Origin of the sequence: Larkinella sp. VNQ87, assembly GCF_049445795.1 — a bacterium.
Taxonomy (GTDB): Bacteria; Bacteroidota; Bacteroidia; order Cytophagales; family Spirosomataceae; genus Larkinella.
The window spans coordinates 291,867-309,844 of sequence record NZ_JBMSDT010000009.1 but is presented as its reverse complement, the minus strand read 5'-3'; the positions used below and the strand labels follow the sequence as shown (position 1 = coordinate 309,844).

The window sequence follows — 17,978 nt, the reverse complement described above, 5'->3', positions numbered from 1 at the left end:
TAAATAATTGAGCTTTTATTTGGATTGAATCTAAACAGGGGGTAGGTTTGTGGGCGAATAGGGTTCATTTCCGTTGGTTAAAGGCAGTTTGCCAGACAGCACGGAGAGGACCGTTGAAGCACGTACAACCTACCAACACCCCATGAAGCTATCCATACAACTCTTTTTGTTTCTTTTACTAGCATTCACTTCCCTGGCTCAGGTCGATTTGTCATCCGGAAAGATCGAAGGGCAAATCCTGACAACGGACCAGCAACCGGCTCCCTTTGTTAATGTTCAGTTGAAAAATACCCGGATTGGAGTCGTTACCGACGAGTCGGGCCGCTTTTCCATTGCAACCGTAAAACCGGGGCAATACACGCTACTGGCAACCGGCGTCGGGTTTGAAACCCTGCGCGAAACCATCACCGTCGAAGCGGGCCAGACCACCCAGGCCCATTTTCAGATCAAGACGGCGGTGCAGCAACTGCAAACCGTTGAAATTACCGGACGGAAGGAAACCAGTTATAAAAACGATTACAGCTTCTCGGCCACCAAAACGCAGGTACGCTCAAAGACATTCCACAAACCATTTCGACGGTTACGAAAGAGTTGATTCTCGACCAGCAGTCGTACCGGTTACAGGACGTGGTGAAAAGCATTGCGGGCGTCAACCAGTTTTCGGTGTATGACGACATTTCGATCCGGGGCTTCCGGAATCAGGATAACCGTCTGCTCAACGGCCTGCGCTACGCCGGAAACTTCTGGTCGAGTCCGCTGCTGGTCAACGTCGAACGGGTAGAGGTCGTCAAGGGTCCGGCATCGGCCATGTTTGGCAATACCAACCCCGGCGGCACCATCAACATGGTGACCAAAAAACCGCTCGATGAACAGCGCTCGGGGGTTCAGGTTAGTCTGGGAAGCTTTAAAACCGCCCGGGCAACGGCCGATTTCACCGGTCCGCTCAACGAAGACAAAACCCTGCTGTACCGGCTCAATGTCGGCTACGAAAATTCGGGTTCGTTTCGTGACTATGTGTATTTCCGCTCGCTGGTCGTCGCGCCTTCCATCTCGTTTATCCCGAATCCGAAAACCCGGATCAACCTGGATCTGAACGTGCAGGATGTCAATACCGTCCTGGACCGGGGCCGAACGGTTTTCCAGGGTGAACAGAACCTGCGGGCTACCCCCATCAATTTTAACCTGACGCAACCCGGCGACAAACTGAATCCGAAACTGTTCTCGGCCGCGCTGTCGTGGAGCCAGAATCTGGCCAAGGGCCTGAATCTCAACGTGGCCTACATGCGGTTCCGCGAAGACCAGACCCTGACGGAGCACCGGTTTCAACGGTACATCACCCGCGACTCCATTCAGCTTAGCTACACCGACCGGATTGTCAATTATGTCAACGACAACGCAAATTTTTACCTGACCTGGCAGACGCAAACTGGTCCGGTCAGCCACCTGATTCTGGGCGGTTACGACTACGCAGCCTACGATTACAACTTCACGGAGAAATCGACCAGTTCGGCGTTTACTATGAACCTGAACCGGCCGACCTACCAACCGCGCGACGTGGCCAAATACACATTTACCTACAGCCCGCTGGCCAACAACCGCCAGGCTTACAACAGCCACGGGATTTACGTTCAGGACCAGATCAAATGGAACAACTGGCAACTGCTGCTGAGTCTGCGTCGGGAAAAATACACGGTTCCGACCACCGCAGCCGTTGCCCGGAGCTACGGGAAAGACATTGAAACCGAGGCTATTCTGCCCCGCGTCGGGCTGGTGTACAGCGTCAATAAAAATGTAAACCTGTATGCTACTTACAACCAGGGCTTTCAGGTAGCGGCCCCGGCCAATGGGGCCTTTCTGGACGTAACGCCCCCCAAACCGCTGACCAGCCGGTTGTGGGAAGCGGGGGCCAAAACCGAGTGGTTCGATAAGCGCCTGATGGCGACGGTGGCGCTCTATAATCTGGAACAGGAGAACGTGCTCGTCAATGCCAACAATCCCGCCCGACCCGATCAGCTCACGCAGCGCGGCCAGGAGCGGGCGCGGGGCGTCGAGTTCGAAGTGGCCGGAAATCCGGTGCCGAACCTGAGTATTCTGCTGGGTTATGCCTACAACGATGCGATCATCAGTCAGGACAATAACGAGCGGCTAGTGGGTCTGACCAAGGAAAATGCTCCGAAGCACTCCAGCATGTCGTGGATCAAGTACACTTTCACCGGCAAGCTGAACGGATTGGGCTTTGGCATCGGTCACAGCCAGAACTCGGTGCGGAACGGTTTTCGGGATGCCAACCTGGTAGCCGTGATCCTGCCCAGTTACGTGGTCTTCAACGCGATGGCCTATTACCAGATTCAGCGGGTGCGGCTGTCGCTCAACGTCAATAACCTGACCGACGAGGTGTACTTTACGGGTGGTTACAACTTTGAGCGTAATTTCCCTGGAGCACCCCGCAATTACCTAATGAGTGTTGCCTACACATTTTGATTCAAAACCGGGGCGCTTTCGGCAGGCTGCCCCGGTTTTACAACCTTTCGTTCGCTCATGAGTCTGAAAAAAATCGTCGGCAAAGTACACCTCTGGCTCGGGATGGTAACGAGCCTGGTGGTGGTGGTCAGCATGTTGGCTGCCGCCGTATTCGTCTGGGATGATGAGCTAACCGACTGGTATTACCGCGATTATGTGTTCGTTGCGTCCCAAAACCGGGTCGTACTTCCGCTCGATAGCCTGTATGCCAATGCCCAAAAAGCCGCCCGGGGGCGGGAGCTGGAAGGGGTACAAGTCTGGAATTCGCCGGAGCGGGCGTATGTTTTCACGACCTACAAACGCAACAAAACCGGTCCGGGCTGGACGCACTGGGATGATTACGTTTATTGGGATAAATTTTACGTAAACCCGTACACGGGCAAGGTGCTGGGCGTGGTGGATATGCTGCGCAACCCGGTCGACCTGACGCGTCGGTTGCATCAGAACCTCTTGCTGCGTTACGAGATCGGTCGCTACATCGTCGGCTTTTCCACGTTGTTCGTGATTTTGCTGGCCCTGACCGGGATTGTTTTGTGGTTTCCGAAAAACAAAGCCGCCCTAAAGCAGCGGTTTTCGATTAAATGGAAAGCCAAATGGCGGAGGGTGAATTACGACATTCACAACGTCGGAGGATTGTACACCCACCTGCTGATTCTGTTTCTGGCCATCACGGGGCTGGTCTGGACATTCCGCTGGTGGACCGATGGCATTTATCGCATCCTGGGCAACGATCCGAAAACCGTCTTTCAACAGAACGAACACCCGCAACCGGCTTTAACTAACCCAAGAACAGCCTTCCCGATGGATGCGGCTTTGCGGCAGTGCCAGCGCCAGCGACCGACCTGGACGGAAGCTAGTTTAACGTTTGAAAAACCGGAGGACGCGGGTAAAGCCGGCGAAATTGCGGTTTTTCTGCGTTTCAACGGCACCGCCTGGGATGCCAGCGACAACTATTACTACAATCGCCAGACCGGGGCTCCGATTCACCAAGTGCGGCACGAGCAGAAAACACTGGGCGCTACCTGGCGCAATTCCAATTACGCTATGCACGTCGGTAGCATTTATGGCTGGCCCACCAAAGTCCTGGCTTCGTTCGCGGCCCTGTTTCTGGCTAGCCTGCCCATTACCGGTTTTCTGATCTGGTGGGGGCGTCGCAAAAAACGGCCGAGGAACCTTGTCACTGCACAACCGATGGGGCGCGCTTCCCGCCCGGTTCAGGCATTTCCGCAACACCAGGCCGCGTATGCGCCCCGACGGAAAGACCAGCCCGCGATTAAGAGCAAGTGAGTCAAGTGATTCTGTTTAGAGTTATGTCTGACAATTGAGGTTCTGCCTTACTGATTATTCCCAACCGGTCCGTAATGTTTTTATCCGGAAGGCCATAAATGGCGATGCTGATGTAATCAACCACATCGGCTCCCGGCCACCACTCCATCGACCCACGGTCGCCCACGGGGCCCCAAACCCGCTTGATGTTCGGAGCTTTTGAGATAGCTCTGTGTACCGGAACTTCCATCTCCGGACACCAGCGTAGGTAAACTGGCTGTCCGGTGCGGGAAAGGGTTGTACAGAGTGTTTGAATGGCTGCGTTGTAATCCCCAGCCAGGAGGTCTTCGAGGCAGTTTTCAGGCGAAGAATTCGCCAGGAAAAGGGTAATCAATTGAGGTTTTTTGGAAGAAGAAAGGTCTTCAGTGAGATCTGGTCCGGATTTAGCCAGTGTAACATACCGATGTTTAATTGAAATGACGGATAAATTACCAAGCTGATGCTGCCGATCGTAAAGGCCGATAATCGCTTCGACCGAATCCTGATCAGTTGTAAGCAATGAGTCTGGCGGTTTTTGGAAAAAACGCCCCGGCTTTACGAGCAGAATGCCCAACGCCAGCAGAATAAGAATAAAAAAGGCGAGTCGTTTTTGAACCTTCATTTAAATTGATGCAATCGAGCGGGTCGTTTTTGCGTATTTATCAGACGGTATATTCGTGCAGATTGGCTTCCGGAAAGCGGGTTTATAAATTTGTCGAAATAAACAATCAATTTCTACTTAGGGATATTTTACGCTAAAGCTCATGCGTTCAAATTAATTTGTAATTAGCATACCGGGTTTTACTTAGCCAGGATCAAGAGGGAAGTAGTAGATGAATTTACTTCAGGAAAAAATACTAGTAAAGACTAAATTGTAGAAGTGATTAATTGGTAAATAGAGAACTGATACTAAAAAAACGACCCGCCCATTGGGCAGGTCGTCCCGTTTTAAAAAGAAAGCTTAACCAATTTCAATGCGCCGGGGCGCTTTCTGACGGGCTTCTTCCTTCTTGGGTATCGTCAGGTGCAACAAACCATTTTCGTAGCGCGCCTGAATCCCGTCGGCATCAACGACATCCTTGGGCAATTCAAAATTACGCTGGAACGATTGGTAACTGAATTCCCGGCGGGTGTAGTTTCCGGTTTGTTTTTCCTCGTTATGCTGTTTTACGGAGGAAATCGTTAACTGATTACCGGTCAGCTCAATCCTGAAATCCTGCTTTTCCATACCCGGCGCGGCCATTTCTACCTCAAATGCCTCGGTCGTTTCCCGGATGTTCACCGACGGAATGGTCGTCTGGGTAGATGAGAAATTACTGTTGTTCCAGTTAAAAAGATCCCGGCCAAAAAAGTCATCGAACAAAGCCGGAAATGCGGGATGCAAGTTCCCATTCCTTTTGATGAGTGACATAATTAACCTGCTTTTTAAAGTTAAACAAACGTAGAATGAACGTTTTGAAGGGGCGCCCCTTCAGAAACCGACTTGGCAAAGGGTATGCCAGACGCCTTTTTCGCGGAAGTAAAAACCGGACTTAGGGCTTATTTCTAATGGGTCGATGGTTAAAACTGAAATTTTGACAGGTTTATAGCAGAATAGTAGGTGAATCAAAACGTACGGGGGGTCATCTTTTCCACAATTTATCGGTCAGAATGTCATTCAGTACCTGATCGCGGTAGTTTCGGCTAATCGGAATGCGATGCGGCCCGATGAAAATTTCATTGCCTTCAAGGCCGTCGATTTTGTCCGTAGCCACTACGTAAGACTTGTGTACCCGAATAAAAGCCGGACTGGTCAGGTTCTGCTCCAGACTCTTCAGATTCAGCAGCGTGATGTATTTGCCCTTTGAAGTGAAGATGGTCACATAATTTTGCAGACCTTCTACGAACAGAATGTCGTCGAAGTAAAGCTTCTCGTATTTGTTACCGCATTTGATGAAGAAGTAATCCGCTTTTCCCGCAGCTTTCGCAGCGTTTTCCGGATTCGATTGGGTCAGCAGGCGGTGGTATTCCCGGGCCTTGTTGGCGGCTTTGAAAAAGCGGTCGAAGGTGATAGGCTTGAGCAGGTAGTCGAGCACATTGAGCTGAAACCCTTCCAGGGCATAACTCGGATAGGCCGTCGTAATAACCACTAGGGGCGGTTTTGGAACAATTTTCAGGAAATCAATGCCATTCATCTTTGGCATCTGAATATCCAGAAAAATTACATCAACCGCTTGCCGGTCGAGCAGGGTGATGAGTTCAAGCGGGTTTTCGCAGGTACCAACCAGGTCCAGGAAATCGACCTCGCGTACGTAATTGGCCAGCCCCTCCCGGGCCAGCGGTTCGTCGTCAATAATTACGCAGTTCATCATCAGGCCAGGGTTAGGTCAAACGGGTTGCAGGATAGGAGCCGGTACAGATGCACTCAGGTGCAATCGAAGGTGGATGGTAAAATCAGTAGGGCTGGGCTGGATAACCAGTTCATGTTGAGCGGGGTACAGAAGATCCAGTCTTCGCTGCACATTTTTCAAACCGATGCCGCCGTAGTGGATCAACTCCCGGGTTTGCTGAGGGGCTGTGCTGTTGGCAACAAAAAAGTCGAGTTGTTGTCCGACGACGGATAACCGGATCTCGATCCAGTTGGTTCGATCCGGTTGTCGGGAAACGTGTTTAAACGCATTTTCAACAAATGCCATCAGAATGAAAGGAGAAATGCCCAAATGATCGGAAAAACCGGCCTGTGATTCGAATACGACTTCTATGTTCTGGTTCTGGCGGAGCTTTTCCAGCTCAATAAAATTCTCAAGATAGGAAATCTCTTTGTCGAGCGAAATCTGCTGATCGTTGCATTCGTACAACTGGTAACGCAGCAATTCGGAGAATTTGGCGAGCGAAGCCGAGGCCATGTCGGGGTTTTTATGGATCAGGAAAAAAATGGAATTGATCGTGTTGAACAGAAAGTGAGGGTTAAACTGATTCTTAAGAAATTTCAACTCCGTTTCAAGCTTTTCTTTTTCGAGGAGTTGCTGCCGCCGTTCGGTCTGAATCCAGTTTTTGGTGAGTTTAATGCTCATGGCCAGCGTCATGCTGGCGACAGTGGAGGGCAGGGCGTTGCCCACAAAACGGTAAAAACAATTCGATTCGGTGCTGCCACCGTAGAGTTCGGCCAGCGTCCGGCCGGAAACGTACGCGCTGAAATAATACCCGGAAACGGTGCATAACGTAGCGACGGAAATGGTCAGGGCCAGGTAGAAGCCGTAACGGAAAAACCGGCTTTTTTCCAGATACGTCGGAATCAGGTAATACAAATTGAAGTACACCGCCAGCGCCTGAAAAAGCACGTAAAAGCTGTATTTGATGGCGTAGGGTAGAACAAACAGGGTGTTAAGCGCCTTGGCAGGATTGCCCAACCCAATAACCCACCAGAGGTAATGGTAGAGAAACCAGAACGGCAGGTGGTAAAGTTTGTATCTGAAAAACCAATTCGTGTAAGATTGGTCGTAGGGTAATACGCGCATCGTTGTTCCGCACGATTGGTTAGTAAAACCGTATCCGTCTCTAAAATACACGGATTCCGATCATTTATGTTAATCTCTTACACGAACCGGCTGAAATACTTGACCAACGTCAGCTCACCGCCGACGATCGGTAAATTTTTCCGGTTCAATTCTAACAAGCTGATTTCAAAGGTATTCCAAGCAACTGGTCAATAGGTTCTGGCCGGTGATCATTTCGTTTTCCGATTCATTCTCCCCTTGCCCTTCTTTGTTGCCGGTCTTAAACAACCGCAACGATGAAGCTGCTGTTACTCATGTTGATACTTTTGGGGGGTGGATTCCACGTCCTGGGACAGGTCTCCGGACGGTTTTTGACGTCTACGCGCCAACCCGTTCCGTTTGCCAACGTCTTATTGCTTCGGACTGCGGACAGCACCATGGTACTGGCTACGCAAACGGACGAGCAGGGCCAGTACCTGCTTGACCGGGTGGCTCCGGGCGCTTACAAACTCCGGGTGAGCAGTCTGGGCTATCAAGGCTGGGAGTCGCCGGTTTTTGAGTTGAGTGCTGCGCAGCCGCGCAAGGCCTTTGGTGAACACCTTTTAACGGAAGACGCCAGGCAACTGGGCGAGGTGGTGGTTCGGGGTGAAAAACCGGTATACCAGCAAAGCCTTGAAGGGTTGGTCGTGAACGTTGGGAGCAGCGTTTTGTCGAAAGGAAGCTCCGTTTTGCAGATTCTGGAGCGGTCGCCGGGCGTGGTGATCGATTACCGAAATGGCGGACTGATACTGAACGGGAAAACTGGGGTGACGGTGTTGCTCAACGGGAAACCCATGCGTATGCCCATTGAACAGGTAGTAGCGTTGCTCAACGGGATGAGCGCCGATGCCATCGAAAAAATAGAGCTTCTGACAACGCCCGGTGCCAAATACGATGCAGAGGGTAGCGCTGGGATCATCAACATTGTCCTAAAAAAGAGCGTAAAGCCCGGAACAAACGGGACGGTTTCGTTGACCGGTGGGTATGGATGGGGAGAAAAGGGCAGCGGGAGCGGAACCCTGTCGCACACGGCCGGAAACGTCAGCATCCATGCATCGTATTCCTGGCTCCGTGACCGGACTTATTCCAGGATGTTTGTCGACAGCCGGCAGCATATGCCCGCCCTGGGCGGTTCGCTGCATGTGTTGGCCTATGATACCACCCGGGCCTTGCAAAATAACCATGACCTTGTGATCGGACTCGATGGAAAACTGAACGCAAAAACTACGCTGGGATTCAGTGTAAACGGGAGTCAGAGTATACGAAAAGCTACAAATTTCAACCGGTTGTCGTATACCATTTTGCCCAGCGATTCCCTTTTGTTGTTTCGAGGTACTATCGATGGTCTGAACCGCTGGCGGAACCTGGTCAGTTCTTTCTACGCTGAACGAAAGAATCGGGAAGGTGAAGTCCTGAATCTAAATCTGGATTATTTGCTCTTTAACAACCAGAGTCCCACCGAAGTGTACGGTTCTTTCCGGAATGAAGATGGAAGCCCGGTCGGGACCAACGATAGCCTTTTTGCTCCCCGTCAGCGCGGTTTTGCCGATACTAAAATTCGGATTGGGGTGGTTAAAGTAGATTATAACCGGAAATTATCCACGAAACTGAATCTTGAAGCGGGAGCGAAAGCCACCTTTACCAAAACAATTAGCGAAGCAGGTCTTGAGAGCCTGCTGGATGACCATTGGGTCAATCGGAGTGAAACCGCCACTGCGCTGGTCATGCGGGAGGGCATCGGAGCGGTTTATGCGTCGGCCACTGCGCAGATCAGGCCAGCCACCAACCTGGTGATCGGCGTCCGGTACGAATTCTCCCGTACTACGATGAACAATCCGGAAACTGGCGCGGCTGTGGTTGACCGAAAGCTCAGTATGTTGTTCCCGAGTGTTTTGTTGACCCGCAAACTGAAGCGCGAATCGGAACTGCAGGTATCGTATACGAAACGGATCAGTCGACCTTCCTATACCGATTTGGCTTCTTTTGTGCGATACAGTGATCCTTCGGCGGTTTACACGGGCAATCCGATGCTGAAGCCAACGCTTACCAACACCCTCAAGCTGGGGCTGACATACCGTAATGCTTCGTTTGCTCTGTTTGTCAGTCGGGATGAAAATCCGATTGCCCGGTATCAGCTTTCGGAAGGCCCCGCCCGAAACCTGTTGTATGTTACTCCACAAAACATGCGCTGGCAAAATACCCTGAATCTGCAAATCAATCTGCCCTTAAAACCGACGACCGGGTGGGAGATGAATTATGGATTTACTGGTGGACTTCGGCAATTCAGCGTGGATTATACGCCTAAACCGGTCGATAAAAGCTACGTAGGTTATTCGTTAACTATGGGCCAGACGATTAAATTGCCCCGGCGTTTTACGGTTGAAGTAAGTAGCTGGTATAATTCGGCTTCATACAACGGGACGATTCGGGTCGGCGGAATGGGGGCGCTCAACGCCGGTATCAAGAAGGAACTGAAAAACAACCACGGAAGCCTTCAGGTATTGGTGACGGACCTGCTGCGAACGATGCGCATCAACGTCAGCTATGGATCGCTTACCGAAGAGGTTTTCGCAATTCGGAACCACGTCAGGATCGACACTGAATCCCGGATTTCCCCGGTGTTCAGACTAACATATTCACGCTCGTTTGGAAAAACCGTATCCAAGGACATGCCAGGTAGGAGAGCGACTGTCGGCGATGAACGCGAGAGGGTGCAAAATTAATGGTAACGTTTAACCCGTAATTTTGCAATTTTTGGACTCAATCATCGTTACTAAATCATTCCAGCTCAGCAATCCAATTTCACTCCTAAAGTAGAATCCGGCCTATTAATTTGTCAATGAACTGTATACCTGCTTCTTTCCTGCGTCTTGGAATTCTTTTACTTGTCTTTACTTTCTGGGGGTGTAGCGGCACGGGCGTAGAGCCTGACCGGTCTACGTCGGATATCATCGTTGGATGGGGAGACAGCCTGACCGAAGGCGTGGGAGGAACGCCGTATCTGGTCGAACTTGAACGCCTGTCGGGGTACAAGACGATCAATCAGGGTATTGCGGGGCAGACCAGCAAGCAGATTGCGGAGCGAATGTTGGCCGACAAAGAGAAACATTCCTACAATACCATCATCTGGGTGGGCCGTAACAACTACCTCGAACCGGACCAGATTAAAGCCGATATTGCCTCGATGGTGAAAGTGCTGGGCCACTCCCGGTATCTGGTGCTAAGTATTATCAACGGCCATAACGGTCCGGCTGAGCAGGTTTTTGGGCTGAATCATAAGGCCATCACTCAGTTGAACAACGATCTTTACCAGACATACGGCGATCACTACGTCAACGTTCACGCTTACCTGCTTTCGAAGTACGACCCGACCAGCATGGCCGACATCATCGATCATACGGATGATGTGGTACCGGCTTCGCTCCGGGCCGACGAACTCCACCTCAACTCGAAAGGCTACGCCCTGGTGGCCGAACGCATCAACCAGAGCATCAATATTCTAACCAACAAGAAATAAGCAAAAGCGATAAAACCGTGATTTGCAGGCCTGAATGAACAGGCTTTCGATGAATTTTGTTCATAGCGTATAAATCAATCAAGGCTATGAACAGTGTCAAAATAGGAGTGCTGGTACTGATTTTTTGGGCCGGTTGTACGACCGCGCAGACGCAGGATACGAACCCGGCTAAATTGCCCGCTTTAAAACCGGGTGAAGCGGTGGCGACTTTCGCGGGTGGCTGCTTCTGGGCGCAGGAAGAAGGCTTCGACCAGCTCAAAGGCGTTCGGGAAGTTATTTCGGGCTATTCCGGCGGGAACGTCAAAAATCCGACGTACGAGCAGGTCGGAACCGACGAAACCGGTCATGCAGAATCCGTCCAGGTCTATTATGATCCCAAGGTAATTAGTTACAACGATCTGTTAACGGCTTTTTTCGCGGGTCACGATCCGACGACGCTCAACCGCCAGGGGCCGGATGTCGGCCGCGACTACCGCTCGGTGGCGTTTTACCGGACGCCCGAAGAAAAGAAGGCCATCGAAACCGCCATCCAACGGGTGAATGCTTCGGGGCATTACAAAAATCCGGTGGTGACCGAAGTTGTGCCGTTCTCAGTTTTCTACCCCGCCGAAAAATACCACCAGAATTACGTCAAACTGCACCCCAACCAGCCGTACATCCGGTCGGTGTCGATGCCTAAAATTGCCAAGCTCCGCAAGGCGATGCACGGCAAGCTGAAAAGCGAGGATAAGCCGAATTCGTGACGGGTTTACGGTTTTCAGTTTACCGACATTTCGGTGTTCGATATTCGATATTCAATATTTTAAACATCGAATATTGAATATCGAACACGGTAAACCGTTTACAAATCCTCCGGATCGATCTCCAGCGTCAGGTCGTCGTTTTCGCCTTCGTACGCGATTGAATTCGAACGGTTTTCGGTGGTATTGATCGCCGTGTGCGTGTCGGTATAGAGCAGCGTATCCATCGCTTCGTCTTCGCCTTTGTTGTAAGGATCTTCTACACCGCCTACGCCCAAGTCCGTGTACATCGGGGCCGTATCGGCTTCTGAAAGCGGAGGAATATCGCTCTGATCGTTCGGGCCAGGTTGCCGGGAGCGGGTATCGGGTTTTGGGGCGTCATCGGTCGATGCCCCTTTGTTTTGATTTTCCATAATACAATCGTAACTGATGATGGAATCATAACCATCAAACGGATCGATTGTTGGCAGAAGGAAACCGCCGGAAGCTGATTATAGGTATTTCAGAATATTTCGTCCGGAAAAAGCGTTGACCAACTGGCTGAGGTAGAGACCTTTCCGGCGCGGTTTGTCGATGGCCTGAACGCGGGCCCGCATTTTTAACAAAACACCGATCGCCATATACAAAAAGAACATCCCGATCAGAATGAAGAGCGAAGCCGTGTTTGAAATATCCCGGTGGAACAGGAAGAACATGACCGTGTTGAGCAGCGAAACACCGCATAGAACCGCCGTGGCCGCTGCGTGCGACAGCCCATTGTCGATCATGATGTGGTGCATGTGATTCCGGTCGGCTGAAAAGGGGGAGCGACCCGCCATAATCCGGACCAGGAAAACCCGCAGCGTATCGAAAATCGGTACAATCAGGATCACGATGGCAATGATCGGGGCGTTGAAGAACGAGGTCGGATCGAACCGGAACGAATTGTTCAGGTTGATAAACCGCACGGCAAAAAACGACAGCAGAAAGCCCAGAATCAGTGAGCCGGTGTTGCCCATGAAAATCTTGCTGGTGTGCGAGAAATTAAACCGGAGAAAACCGATCAGGGCTCCGGCCAAAGTGAACGCCAGACACGCCATCGCAAAGTGATTCGTCAGCAAAAACCAGCTCCCGAAAGTCAGACTTGCCAGCGTCGAAATAGCCCCCGCCAGCCCATCGATCCCATCGATGAGGTTGATGGCGTTGATGATCGTGATGAAGATCAGGCAGGTGATCAGAATGGCAAACACATCGTTGATGTGATATAGGCCGAAAATTCCGTAGAGGTAATCAATCCGCAGCTTACCGAAAAAAATCAGAATCAGCGACGGCAGGACCTGAAAGAAGATTTTCTTATTTGGATCGATGCCGACCATATCATCTTTAATCCCGACGAAGAACAGAATCGACATGCCAACCACCGACAGGTTCGTGCGGTAAATATCCGTCTGGTCAATGGCGGGCCAGAGGAAGTAACTGATCAGAATAGCGGCAAAAACCGCAATGCCGCCGAACGTCGGGGTGGCGGTTTTATGGGAGCTCCGGTGGCCGGGCTTCTCCATGAGAAATTTCAGCTCCGAAATTTTGATGATAACCGGAATAGAAACAACCGCAACAAAACAGGCAACCAGGAACGACAACAGACACTGGTAAAGACCCAGTTGAAACAAATCATCCGTAAGCTTATTTTGGATATAAGCCAGAAGTAATTCCAGATTCATAGCGGTAGGTGTGATGATATGTCAGATAGTAAATTCACTGAACAGAGCGTAAATGTTACCGTTTTATAACTTTAGTACAATTAAAATTGACTATACGGCTGGAAATTTTATTAGGCGGTGCAAGAAACGCATTATATTCATAGCTTCGGCAATAGTTGATCCAATTTTCTCAGGGGCTTGAGTAAAACTGTAAAAAAGTAAGGTCGCAGGCCGTTGAGCCGCCAGGCTTCCCGGTCTTCGCGGTTGGCCCGCCAGCGGTTTTTCAGCCCCGCGTTGCTGATGCCGCCGGACCGCATGGCCACCAGTACTTCGGGCAAGTAGCTAAGTTTAATCCTGTGTTTATGGATGAACCGGAGGAGCAATTCGTAGTCCGACGAACTTTTTAGCTTTAGGGTATAGTTGCCGTATTGTTCATAAACCGACCGTTTGATGAAGCAGGTCAGGTGGGGGGGCATCCAGCCCCACAGAAAGGCACCTTCCCGGTATTCGCCCACCTTCCAGTAGCGGTCAATTTTCTCGGTATTATCGGGGTCGACGTAAATTTCGTCGCCATAAACCGCGTCGCAATCCGTGGTTTCGAACAACCGGACCACCTTTTCGACCACCTGATTGTGTTTGTAAAAATCGTCGGAATTGATGAACCCGATCACATCGCCTGTGGCCAGCCGTAGCCCCTTGTTCATCGCATCGTACAGCCCTTTGTCGGGTTCAGAAACGAAGCGGGTTATACGCGAACCGTACGACCGTACGATCTCGGCGGTGTTATCCTTCGAATTGCCGTCGATGACAATGTATTCGATATTCGAATACGTCTGGTTGAGCACCGATTCAATGCTGTCGCGGATGGTTTTGGCACCGTTGTAGACGACGGTAATGATCGTTACTTTCATGCAATTTCGCGGGTTTTGACCCAAACCGCCGGGTTTCCCTGGTAAATACCGTAGGCATCGAGCGAGCGCGTCGCCACCGATCCGGCCGTCAGAATGGAATGGGAATGGCAGGTGACACCCGGGCAGACCACCGAGTTTGCGCCAATCCAGACGCCATTTTCGAGGTGAATCGGTTTGACAAACAGGTCGAATGTCCGGATACGGTAATTGTGGTTGCCGGTTTCGAGCAGGGCTCCCTGCGAAATGCAGGCGTGGTCGCCGATGGTTACCTCGGTCAGGTTGTCGATCCAGACTTTCTCGCCAATCCAGACGTAATTTCCAATGGTGAGCAGCCACGGAAATTTGATGTTAACACCCGGTTTGATGGCCAGACCAACGCCGATTTTGGCCCCAAAAAGTCGCAAGACCAATCGTTTGAGGGCCATTGGAACGGGCAGATACGTATTGATGAAAACCGGGCTGACCAGAAACCAGAGAATGATTTTCCACTTTGGACCGGGCTTCCACCAGCTGTTGTCGTAGACCGACAGATCAGTGCTGGCCCGGCCGTTGGGCCAGGAGGTCTTTTCCATATTCTGTTCGGAAGAAATCAATGATTGCCTGTTTATCGGTTCCTACGCGGTGATAGACCTCGTAGAGTTTCGCATCGACCAGAAACCGGTACCAGAGCCCCTGCAAAAAGTGCCACATCAACCCCGGCCGACCGTCGATCAATCCCAGCCGCAGGAAATACCGGTAAAAAAAGTACAAAAACGGACGGGTGAACAGCGGCAACGACGCATACCGGAGTTTCAGATACCGTTTACGTTGTTCCTGCGTGCCAAACAGCTTCGGTTCCACCCGGATCGACTGGTCAAAGTTATAGCGAATGTTCAAAATATCGATGACCTCGCGGATGGCGTACAAATTATGTTTCTGTGTCCACCACGTTAAATTATTGAGGTTATGATCGACCAGATCGTGCTCGAACTGGATGGAACGCCCGGTCGAGAGCTTGATGTGTTCGTCCATCCAGGTTTCTTCGCAAACGCCCTGCCCGCTGCGCCAGAGCCGGAGCAGCCAGATGGGGTAGTAGTCGCCGTGCCGCATCCAGCGGTTCATGAACATCACCCGCCGTTTGACGTAAATCCCGCTTACATCCGTCGGAAGGCCCGCCAGCCGGTTATTGATTTCAGCCGCCAGTTCGGGTAACACATACTCGTCGGCGTCCATCCGCATGAGCCAGGCTGTTTTGAACGGCGTGTGCTGAATGCCGTAATTGAACTGCGTCGCGTAGTTGACCCAGGGGTTTTGCACAACCACCGCGCCCATGGCTCGGGCAATTTCAACGGTTTGATCGGTGGAAAACGAATCGACGATGAAAATCTGGTCAGTAAACGGCAACAGGCTGCCGATACAGCGGCCAATGTGTTTTTCTTCGTTATGCGTCAGAATAATAACAGAAACGTCGTTCATACCTGTTGCGGAACAAGCTGGTGATAAGCGTCGAGAACCTGGTTGGCCACCACGTTGATGTCGCACACTTCGCGGATCATGTGCTGGGCGTTGCGGGCCATCTGGGCGGCATCGTCGGGGTGATCGAGCAGGTAGGCCAGCCCGTCGCGGACCGACTCGACTGTGGTGTCACTGATCACGGCGGCTTCGTACGAACGCAAATAATCGCTGAAGCCGACGTTGTCGGTCAGGGCCGACGGCACTCCGCAGGCCAGCGCTTCCATAGCCGCCACCGAAAAGCCTTCGGAATAGGAGGGCAGCGTAAAAACGTCGGCATCGGCAAAAGCGGCCAGTTTCTGTTCCTTGATGAGCATTCCCGGCAACCGAACGCTATTTTGAAGCAGATTTGTTTCAATAAACTGTTGAATATCAGATAAATAGCCGTCGTCGGGGCCTGCCAGTACCAGGATGGCATCCGGATGTGTTTTCAGAAGCTGTTGAAAGGCGGGGAGCAATATGTCCAGCCCTTTCTTGATATGAATCCGGCTCAGAAACAGAATCATCGGCTGGCTGGCGCTGATGTGCTGCTGCTGGCGGAACGTGCCCCGGGCAGGCAGGTTCTGATATTCCGAAATCCGTAAACCGTTCGGAATAATCTGCACGTTAGGATGCTGCTCTCCCAGATACCGCCGGACGTCTTCTTCTTCCCGTTTGTTGTTGATCAGAATCAGGGGTGTTTGCCACAACAGTCGTTTCTGGAGCAGCCACGACATGATTTTTTTCTTCCAATAGCCCTGCCGGATGGTCCAACGGTCGAGCAAACCATGAATGGTGATAACTTTTTTGGCGCGGAGGGATACAAAAAAGGGCGCAACCGAGCCAAAGTGCCAGATGCCGTGAATGTGAATAATATCGTATTCGTTGCCGTGCTCGCGGAGATATTTGTATAAACCGGGTGAAAATTCAGGAAAAAACCGGGCGAACCAGTGCCGTTTGGTTTCCACCACCCGCACGCCGGGGGCCGTCGTGTACAGCACCTCGCCTTCGGACATCGGTGTCAGAATGGTAATTTGCTCACCCTGAGCGGCCAGTACGCTGGTATAATCGTAAATGATTCGGGGTGGGCCACCAATATTCCAGGAGTAGGCGCAGATGTGGAGAATGTTCATAAGGAAGCTTGAAATAACGACCCGCGACTCACTTTTACAAATCCTTCCATCATTTTCCGGGCCACGACCGACGGATCAAACGAAGCAATCAGTTGTTCAGAACGCTGTCCCATCAAGAACAGATCCGCCTGTCCTGTGGTGAATTGCCTTAATCGCTCAGCCAACTCGCCGGGCCGAAGGGGATCAAACCGGTAACCATTCTGCCCATCCTGCACCAGATCTGGCGCGCAGCCACAACGGTTAGAAACGACCACTGGCATCCCGCAGGCCATCGCTTCGTTGACGACCAGCCCCCAGGGCTCCGACAAACTGGGCAGCACCAGCACATCGGCCAGCGCCAGCGATTCAGGAACCCGGTACCAGGGTTGATTAGGCAAGATTTTGACCGAATCGCTCAGACCAAGTTGTTGGATCTGTGCTTGCAGGGCCGGTTTTTGGTCGCCATCGCCGAGCAGCAGCAAACCCCAGTCGACCGAAGCCGGTTTCGTTTGCCGTGCCTGGTGAAACGCAGCGAGCAAAGCCGTGAGGTTCTTTTCGGTGGCCAGACGACCCACGTAAATGAAGTTGTGCGGTTTTAACCCCATATCGGCTTGCCGGGCCAAGCGGTGGGGCGTGGCCTGATTATAGGTGTGCCGCAAGCGGGCATTATCGACCACGGCGTTGTTCGACACCAGAATTTTCTCCGGCCGAACTCCCAATTGAAGCAGGTAGTTGGCCTGCGGGGTTCCGAAGCAGAAAAAACCGTCGGCCAGCGCAATGACCCGGCTTTTTACCCACTCTTTTAAACCGGACCGGACCTGATCGACGGGCGTCGACTCGTTTTGAATAATAACTTTAGTGCCGTGCGCTTTCGCAAGGGCCATCAGCGCAATCTGGGCGGGGTCGTAATAGCCCGTCAGCAACATGACATCCGGTTGGTAGGTCCGCATCCGTTCCCACAAAGCCCGAAATTTAGCGGCTGTGCTTACCTCTTCGATGTATGTATCGAAAAGCAATTCGTAGCTGTACTGATCTGGCAACTGATCGGGTTTTCCCAGCTTAGCTCTAGACTGTTCGCTTTGAGCAATCTGCAATACGTGAACGGTGCTCTCGTAGAGGGGGGACAGACGGTGCAGTTCACTAAAAACCGTTGCCTTGTAGTGTGCCCACAGGATGTTGTGAACAATCAGTATCTTCATACAATCAGGG

General features: G+C 51.6%; 17 protein-coding genes. 6 read left to right on the top strand and 11 right to left on the bottom strand.

What is annotated here, in order from left to right; translation table 11 throughout:
* Positions 1 to 142 precede the first annotated feature (142 nt).
* Genes ACO2Q8_RS17730 through ACO2Q8_RS17720 form a run of 3 tightly spaced genes read left to right on the top strand, consistent with a single transcriptional unit; the run spans position 143 to position 3,807 of the window.
* Positions 143 to 595, top strand: coding sequence for a carboxypeptidase-like regulatory domain-containing protein (locus tag ACO2Q8_RS17730; protein WP_423346184.1), 453 nt, complete (start codon positions 143 to 145; stop codon positions 593 to 595).
* A complete protein-coding gene (locus ACO2Q8_RS17725; protein WP_423346183.1) occupies positions 592 to 2,481 on the top strand; it encodes a TonB-dependent siderophore receptor in 1,890 nt (629 codons plus the stop codon). Before ACO2Q8_RS17730 ends, ACO2Q8_RS17725 begins: the two co-directional genes overlap by 4 nt.
* A gap of 57 nt (positions 2,482 to 2,538) precedes the next feature.
* Complete coding sequence (locus ACO2Q8_RS17720) at positions 2,539 to 3,807, top strand: PepSY-associated TM helix domain-containing protein (RefSeq protein WP_423346182.1); 1,269 nt, start codon at positions 2,539 to 2,541, stop codon at positions 3,805 to 3,807.
* A 1-nt stretch (position 3,808) separates the two neighbouring features.
* On the opposite strand, the gene ACO2Q8_RS17715 is transcribed toward ACO2Q8_RS17720, so the two are convergent.
* From ACO2Q8_RS17715 to ACO2Q8_RS17700, 4 genes are all read right to left on the bottom strand, one after another.
* Positions 3,809 to 4,447: a hypothetical protein gene (locus ACO2Q8_RS17715; RefSeq protein WP_423346181.1), complete on the bottom strand. Its 639-nt coding sequence runs from the start codon at positions 4,445 to 4,447 to the stop codon at positions 3,809 to 3,811.
* 339 nt (positions 4,448 to 4,786) lie between these two features.
* Entirely contained in the window at positions 4,787 to 5,236 is a 450-nt protein-coding gene (locus ACO2Q8_RS17710; RefSeq protein WP_423346180.1) for an Hsp20/alpha crystallin family protein, read from the bottom strand.
* Positions 5,237 to 5,447: 211 nt separating this feature from the next.
* A complete protein-coding gene (locus tag ACO2Q8_RS17705; protein ID WP_423346179.1) occupies positions 5,448 to 6,176 on the bottom strand; it encodes a LytR/AlgR family response regulator transcription factor in 729 nt (242 codons plus the stop codon).
* Between the two features lie 15 nt (positions 6,177 to 6,191).
* A complete protein-coding gene (locus tag ACO2Q8_RS17700) occupies positions 6,192 to 7,322 on the bottom strand; it encodes a sensor histidine kinase (protein WP_423346178.1) in 1,131 nt (376 codons plus the stop codon).
* Positions 7,323 to 7,597: 275 nt separating this feature from the next.
* Between ACO2Q8_RS17700 and ACO2Q8_RS17695 the strand changes: the two genes are divergently transcribed.
* From ACO2Q8_RS17695 to msrA, 3 genes are all read left to right on the top strand, one after another.
* Entirely contained in the window at positions 7,598 to 10,063 is a 2,466-nt protein-coding gene (locus ACO2Q8_RS17695) for a TonB-dependent receptor domain-containing protein (RefSeq protein ID WP_423346177.1), read from the top strand.
* Positions 10,064 to 10,179: 116 nt separating this feature from the next.
* Positions 10,180 to 10,857, top strand: coding sequence for an SGNH/GDSL hydrolase family protein (locus tag ACO2Q8_RS17690; RefSeq protein WP_423346176.1), 678 nt, complete (start codon positions 10,180 to 10,182; stop codon positions 10,855 to 10,857).
* Positions 10,858 to 10,943: 86 nt separating this feature from the next.
* Positions 10,944 to 11,600, top strand: coding sequence for a peptide-methionine (S)-S-oxide reductase MsrA (gene msrA, locus ACO2Q8_RS17685; protein WP_423346175.1), 657 nt, complete (start codon positions 10,944 to 10,946; stop codon positions 11,598 to 11,600).
* A gap of 98 nt (positions 11,601 to 11,698) precedes the next feature.
* Here msrA and ACO2Q8_RS17680 read toward each other — a convergent pair whose 3' ends face one another.
* The 7 genes from ACO2Q8_RS17680 to ACO2Q8_RS17650 all read right to left on the bottom strand — a co-directional run bounded on the left by ACO2Q8_RS17680 (position 11,699) and on the right by ACO2Q8_RS17650 (position 17,968).
* A complete protein-coding gene (locus ACO2Q8_RS17680; RefSeq protein ID WP_423346174.1) occupies positions 11,699 to 12,010 on the bottom strand; it encodes a hypothetical protein in 312 nt (103 codons plus the stop codon).
* A 78-nt stretch (positions 12,011 to 12,088) separates the two neighbouring features.
* Positions 12,089 to 13,297, bottom strand: a complete 1,209-nt coding sequence (locus tag ACO2Q8_RS17675) for a glycosyltransferase family 4 protein (protein ID WP_423346173.1) — start codon at positions 13,295 to 13,297, stop codon at positions 12,089 to 12,091.
* 137 nt (positions 13,298 to 13,434) lie between these two features.
* A complete protein-coding gene (locus ACO2Q8_RS17670) occupies positions 13,435 to 14,187 on the bottom strand; it encodes a glycosyltransferase family 2 protein (protein WP_423346172.1) in 753 nt (250 codons plus the stop codon).
* On the bottom strand, positions 14,184 to 14,759 hold the full coding sequence (locus ACO2Q8_RS17665) for a WcaF family extracellular polysaccharide biosynthesis acetyltransferase (RefSeq protein WP_423346171.1): 576 nt from the start codon (positions 14,757 to 14,759) through the stop codon (positions 14,184 to 14,186). The genes ACO2Q8_RS17670 and ACO2Q8_RS17665 overlap by 4 nt, the downstream gene beginning before the upstream one ends.
* Positions 14,719 to 15,642, bottom strand: a complete 924-nt coding sequence (locus tag ACO2Q8_RS17660; protein ID WP_423346170.1) for a glycosyltransferase family 2 protein — start codon at positions 15,640 to 15,642, stop codon at positions 14,719 to 14,721. Before ACO2Q8_RS17660 ends, ACO2Q8_RS17665 begins: the two co-directional genes overlap by 41 nt.
* The gene (locus ACO2Q8_RS17655; RefSeq protein WP_423346169.1) at positions 15,639 to 16,790 is read right to left on the bottom strand and encodes a glycosyltransferase; all 1,152 of its coding nucleotides are present in this window, start codon (positions 16,788 to 16,790) and stop codon (positions 15,639 to 15,641) included. Before ACO2Q8_RS17655 ends, ACO2Q8_RS17660 begins: the two co-directional genes overlap by 4 nt.
* Positions 16,787 to 17,968, bottom strand: coding sequence for a glycosyltransferase family 4 protein (locus ACO2Q8_RS17650; RefSeq protein ID WP_423346168.1), 1,182 nt, complete (start codon positions 17,966 to 17,968; stop codon positions 16,787 to 16,789). Before ACO2Q8_RS17650 ends, ACO2Q8_RS17655 begins: the two co-directional genes overlap by 4 nt.
* Between the last annotated feature and the right edge of the window lie 10 nt (positions 17,969 to 17,978).

Coding starts and splice junctions, on each gene's coding strand:
- ACO2Q8_RS17680 (WP_423346174.1), bottom strand. CDS start 12,010: ATGGAAAATCAAAACAAAGGGGCATCGACCGATGACGCCCCAAAACCC.
- ACO2Q8_RS17705 (WP_423346179.1), bottom strand. CDS start 6,176: ATGATGAACTGCGTAATTATTGACGACGAACCGCTGGCCCGGGAGGGG.
- ACO2Q8_RS17710 (WP_423346180.1), bottom strand. CDS start 5,236: ATGTCACTCATCAAAAGGAATGGGAACTTGCATCCCGCATTTCCGGCT.
- ACO2Q8_RS17655 (WP_423346169.1), bottom strand. CDS start 16,790: ATGAACATTCTCCACATCTGCGCCTACTCCTGGAATATTGGTGGCCCA.
- ACO2Q8_RS17720 (WP_423346182.1), top strand. CDS start 2,539: ATGAGTCTGAAAAAAATCGTCGGCAAAGTACACCTCTGGCTCGGGATG.
- ACO2Q8_RS17700 (WP_423346178.1), bottom strand. CDS start 7,322: ATGCGCGTATTACCCTACGACCAATCTTACACGAATTGGTTTTTCAGA.
- ACO2Q8_RS17695 (WP_423346177.1), top strand. CDS start 7,598: ATGAAGCTGCTGTTACTCATGTTGATACTTTTGGGGGGTGGATTCCAC.
- ACO2Q8_RS17670 (WP_423346172.1), bottom strand. CDS start 14,187: ATGAAAGTAACGATCATTACCGTCGTCTACAACGGTGCCAAAACCATC.
- ACO2Q8_RS17715 (WP_423346181.1), bottom strand. CDS start 4,447: ATGAAGGTTCAAAAACGACTCGCCTTTTTTATTCTTATTCTGCTGGCG.
- msrA (WP_423346175.1), top strand. CDS start 10,944: ATGAACAGTGTCAAAATAGGAGTGCTGGTACTGATTTTTTGGGCCGGT.
- ACO2Q8_RS17690 (WP_423346176.1), top strand. CDS start 10,180: ATGAACTGTATACCTGCTTCTTTCCTGCGTCTTGGAATTCTTTTACTT.
- ACO2Q8_RS17660 (WP_423346170.1), bottom strand. CDS start 15,642: ATGAACGACGTTTCTGTTATTATTCTGACGCATAACGAAGAAAAACAC.
- ACO2Q8_RS17665 (WP_423346171.1), bottom strand. CDS start 14,759: ATGGAAAAGACCTCCTGGCCCAACGGCCGGGCCAGCACTGATCTGTCG.
- ACO2Q8_RS17675 (WP_423346173.1), bottom strand. CDS start 13,297: ATGAATCTGGAATTACTTCTGGCTTATATCCAAAATAAGCTTACGGAT.
- ACO2Q8_RS17650 (WP_423346168.1), bottom strand. CDS start 17,968: ATGAAGATACTGATTGTTCACAACATCCTGTGGGCACACTACAAGGCA.
- ACO2Q8_RS17730 (WP_423346184.1), top strand. CDS start 143: ATGAAGCTATCCATACAACTCTTTTTGTTTCTTTTACTAGCATTCACT.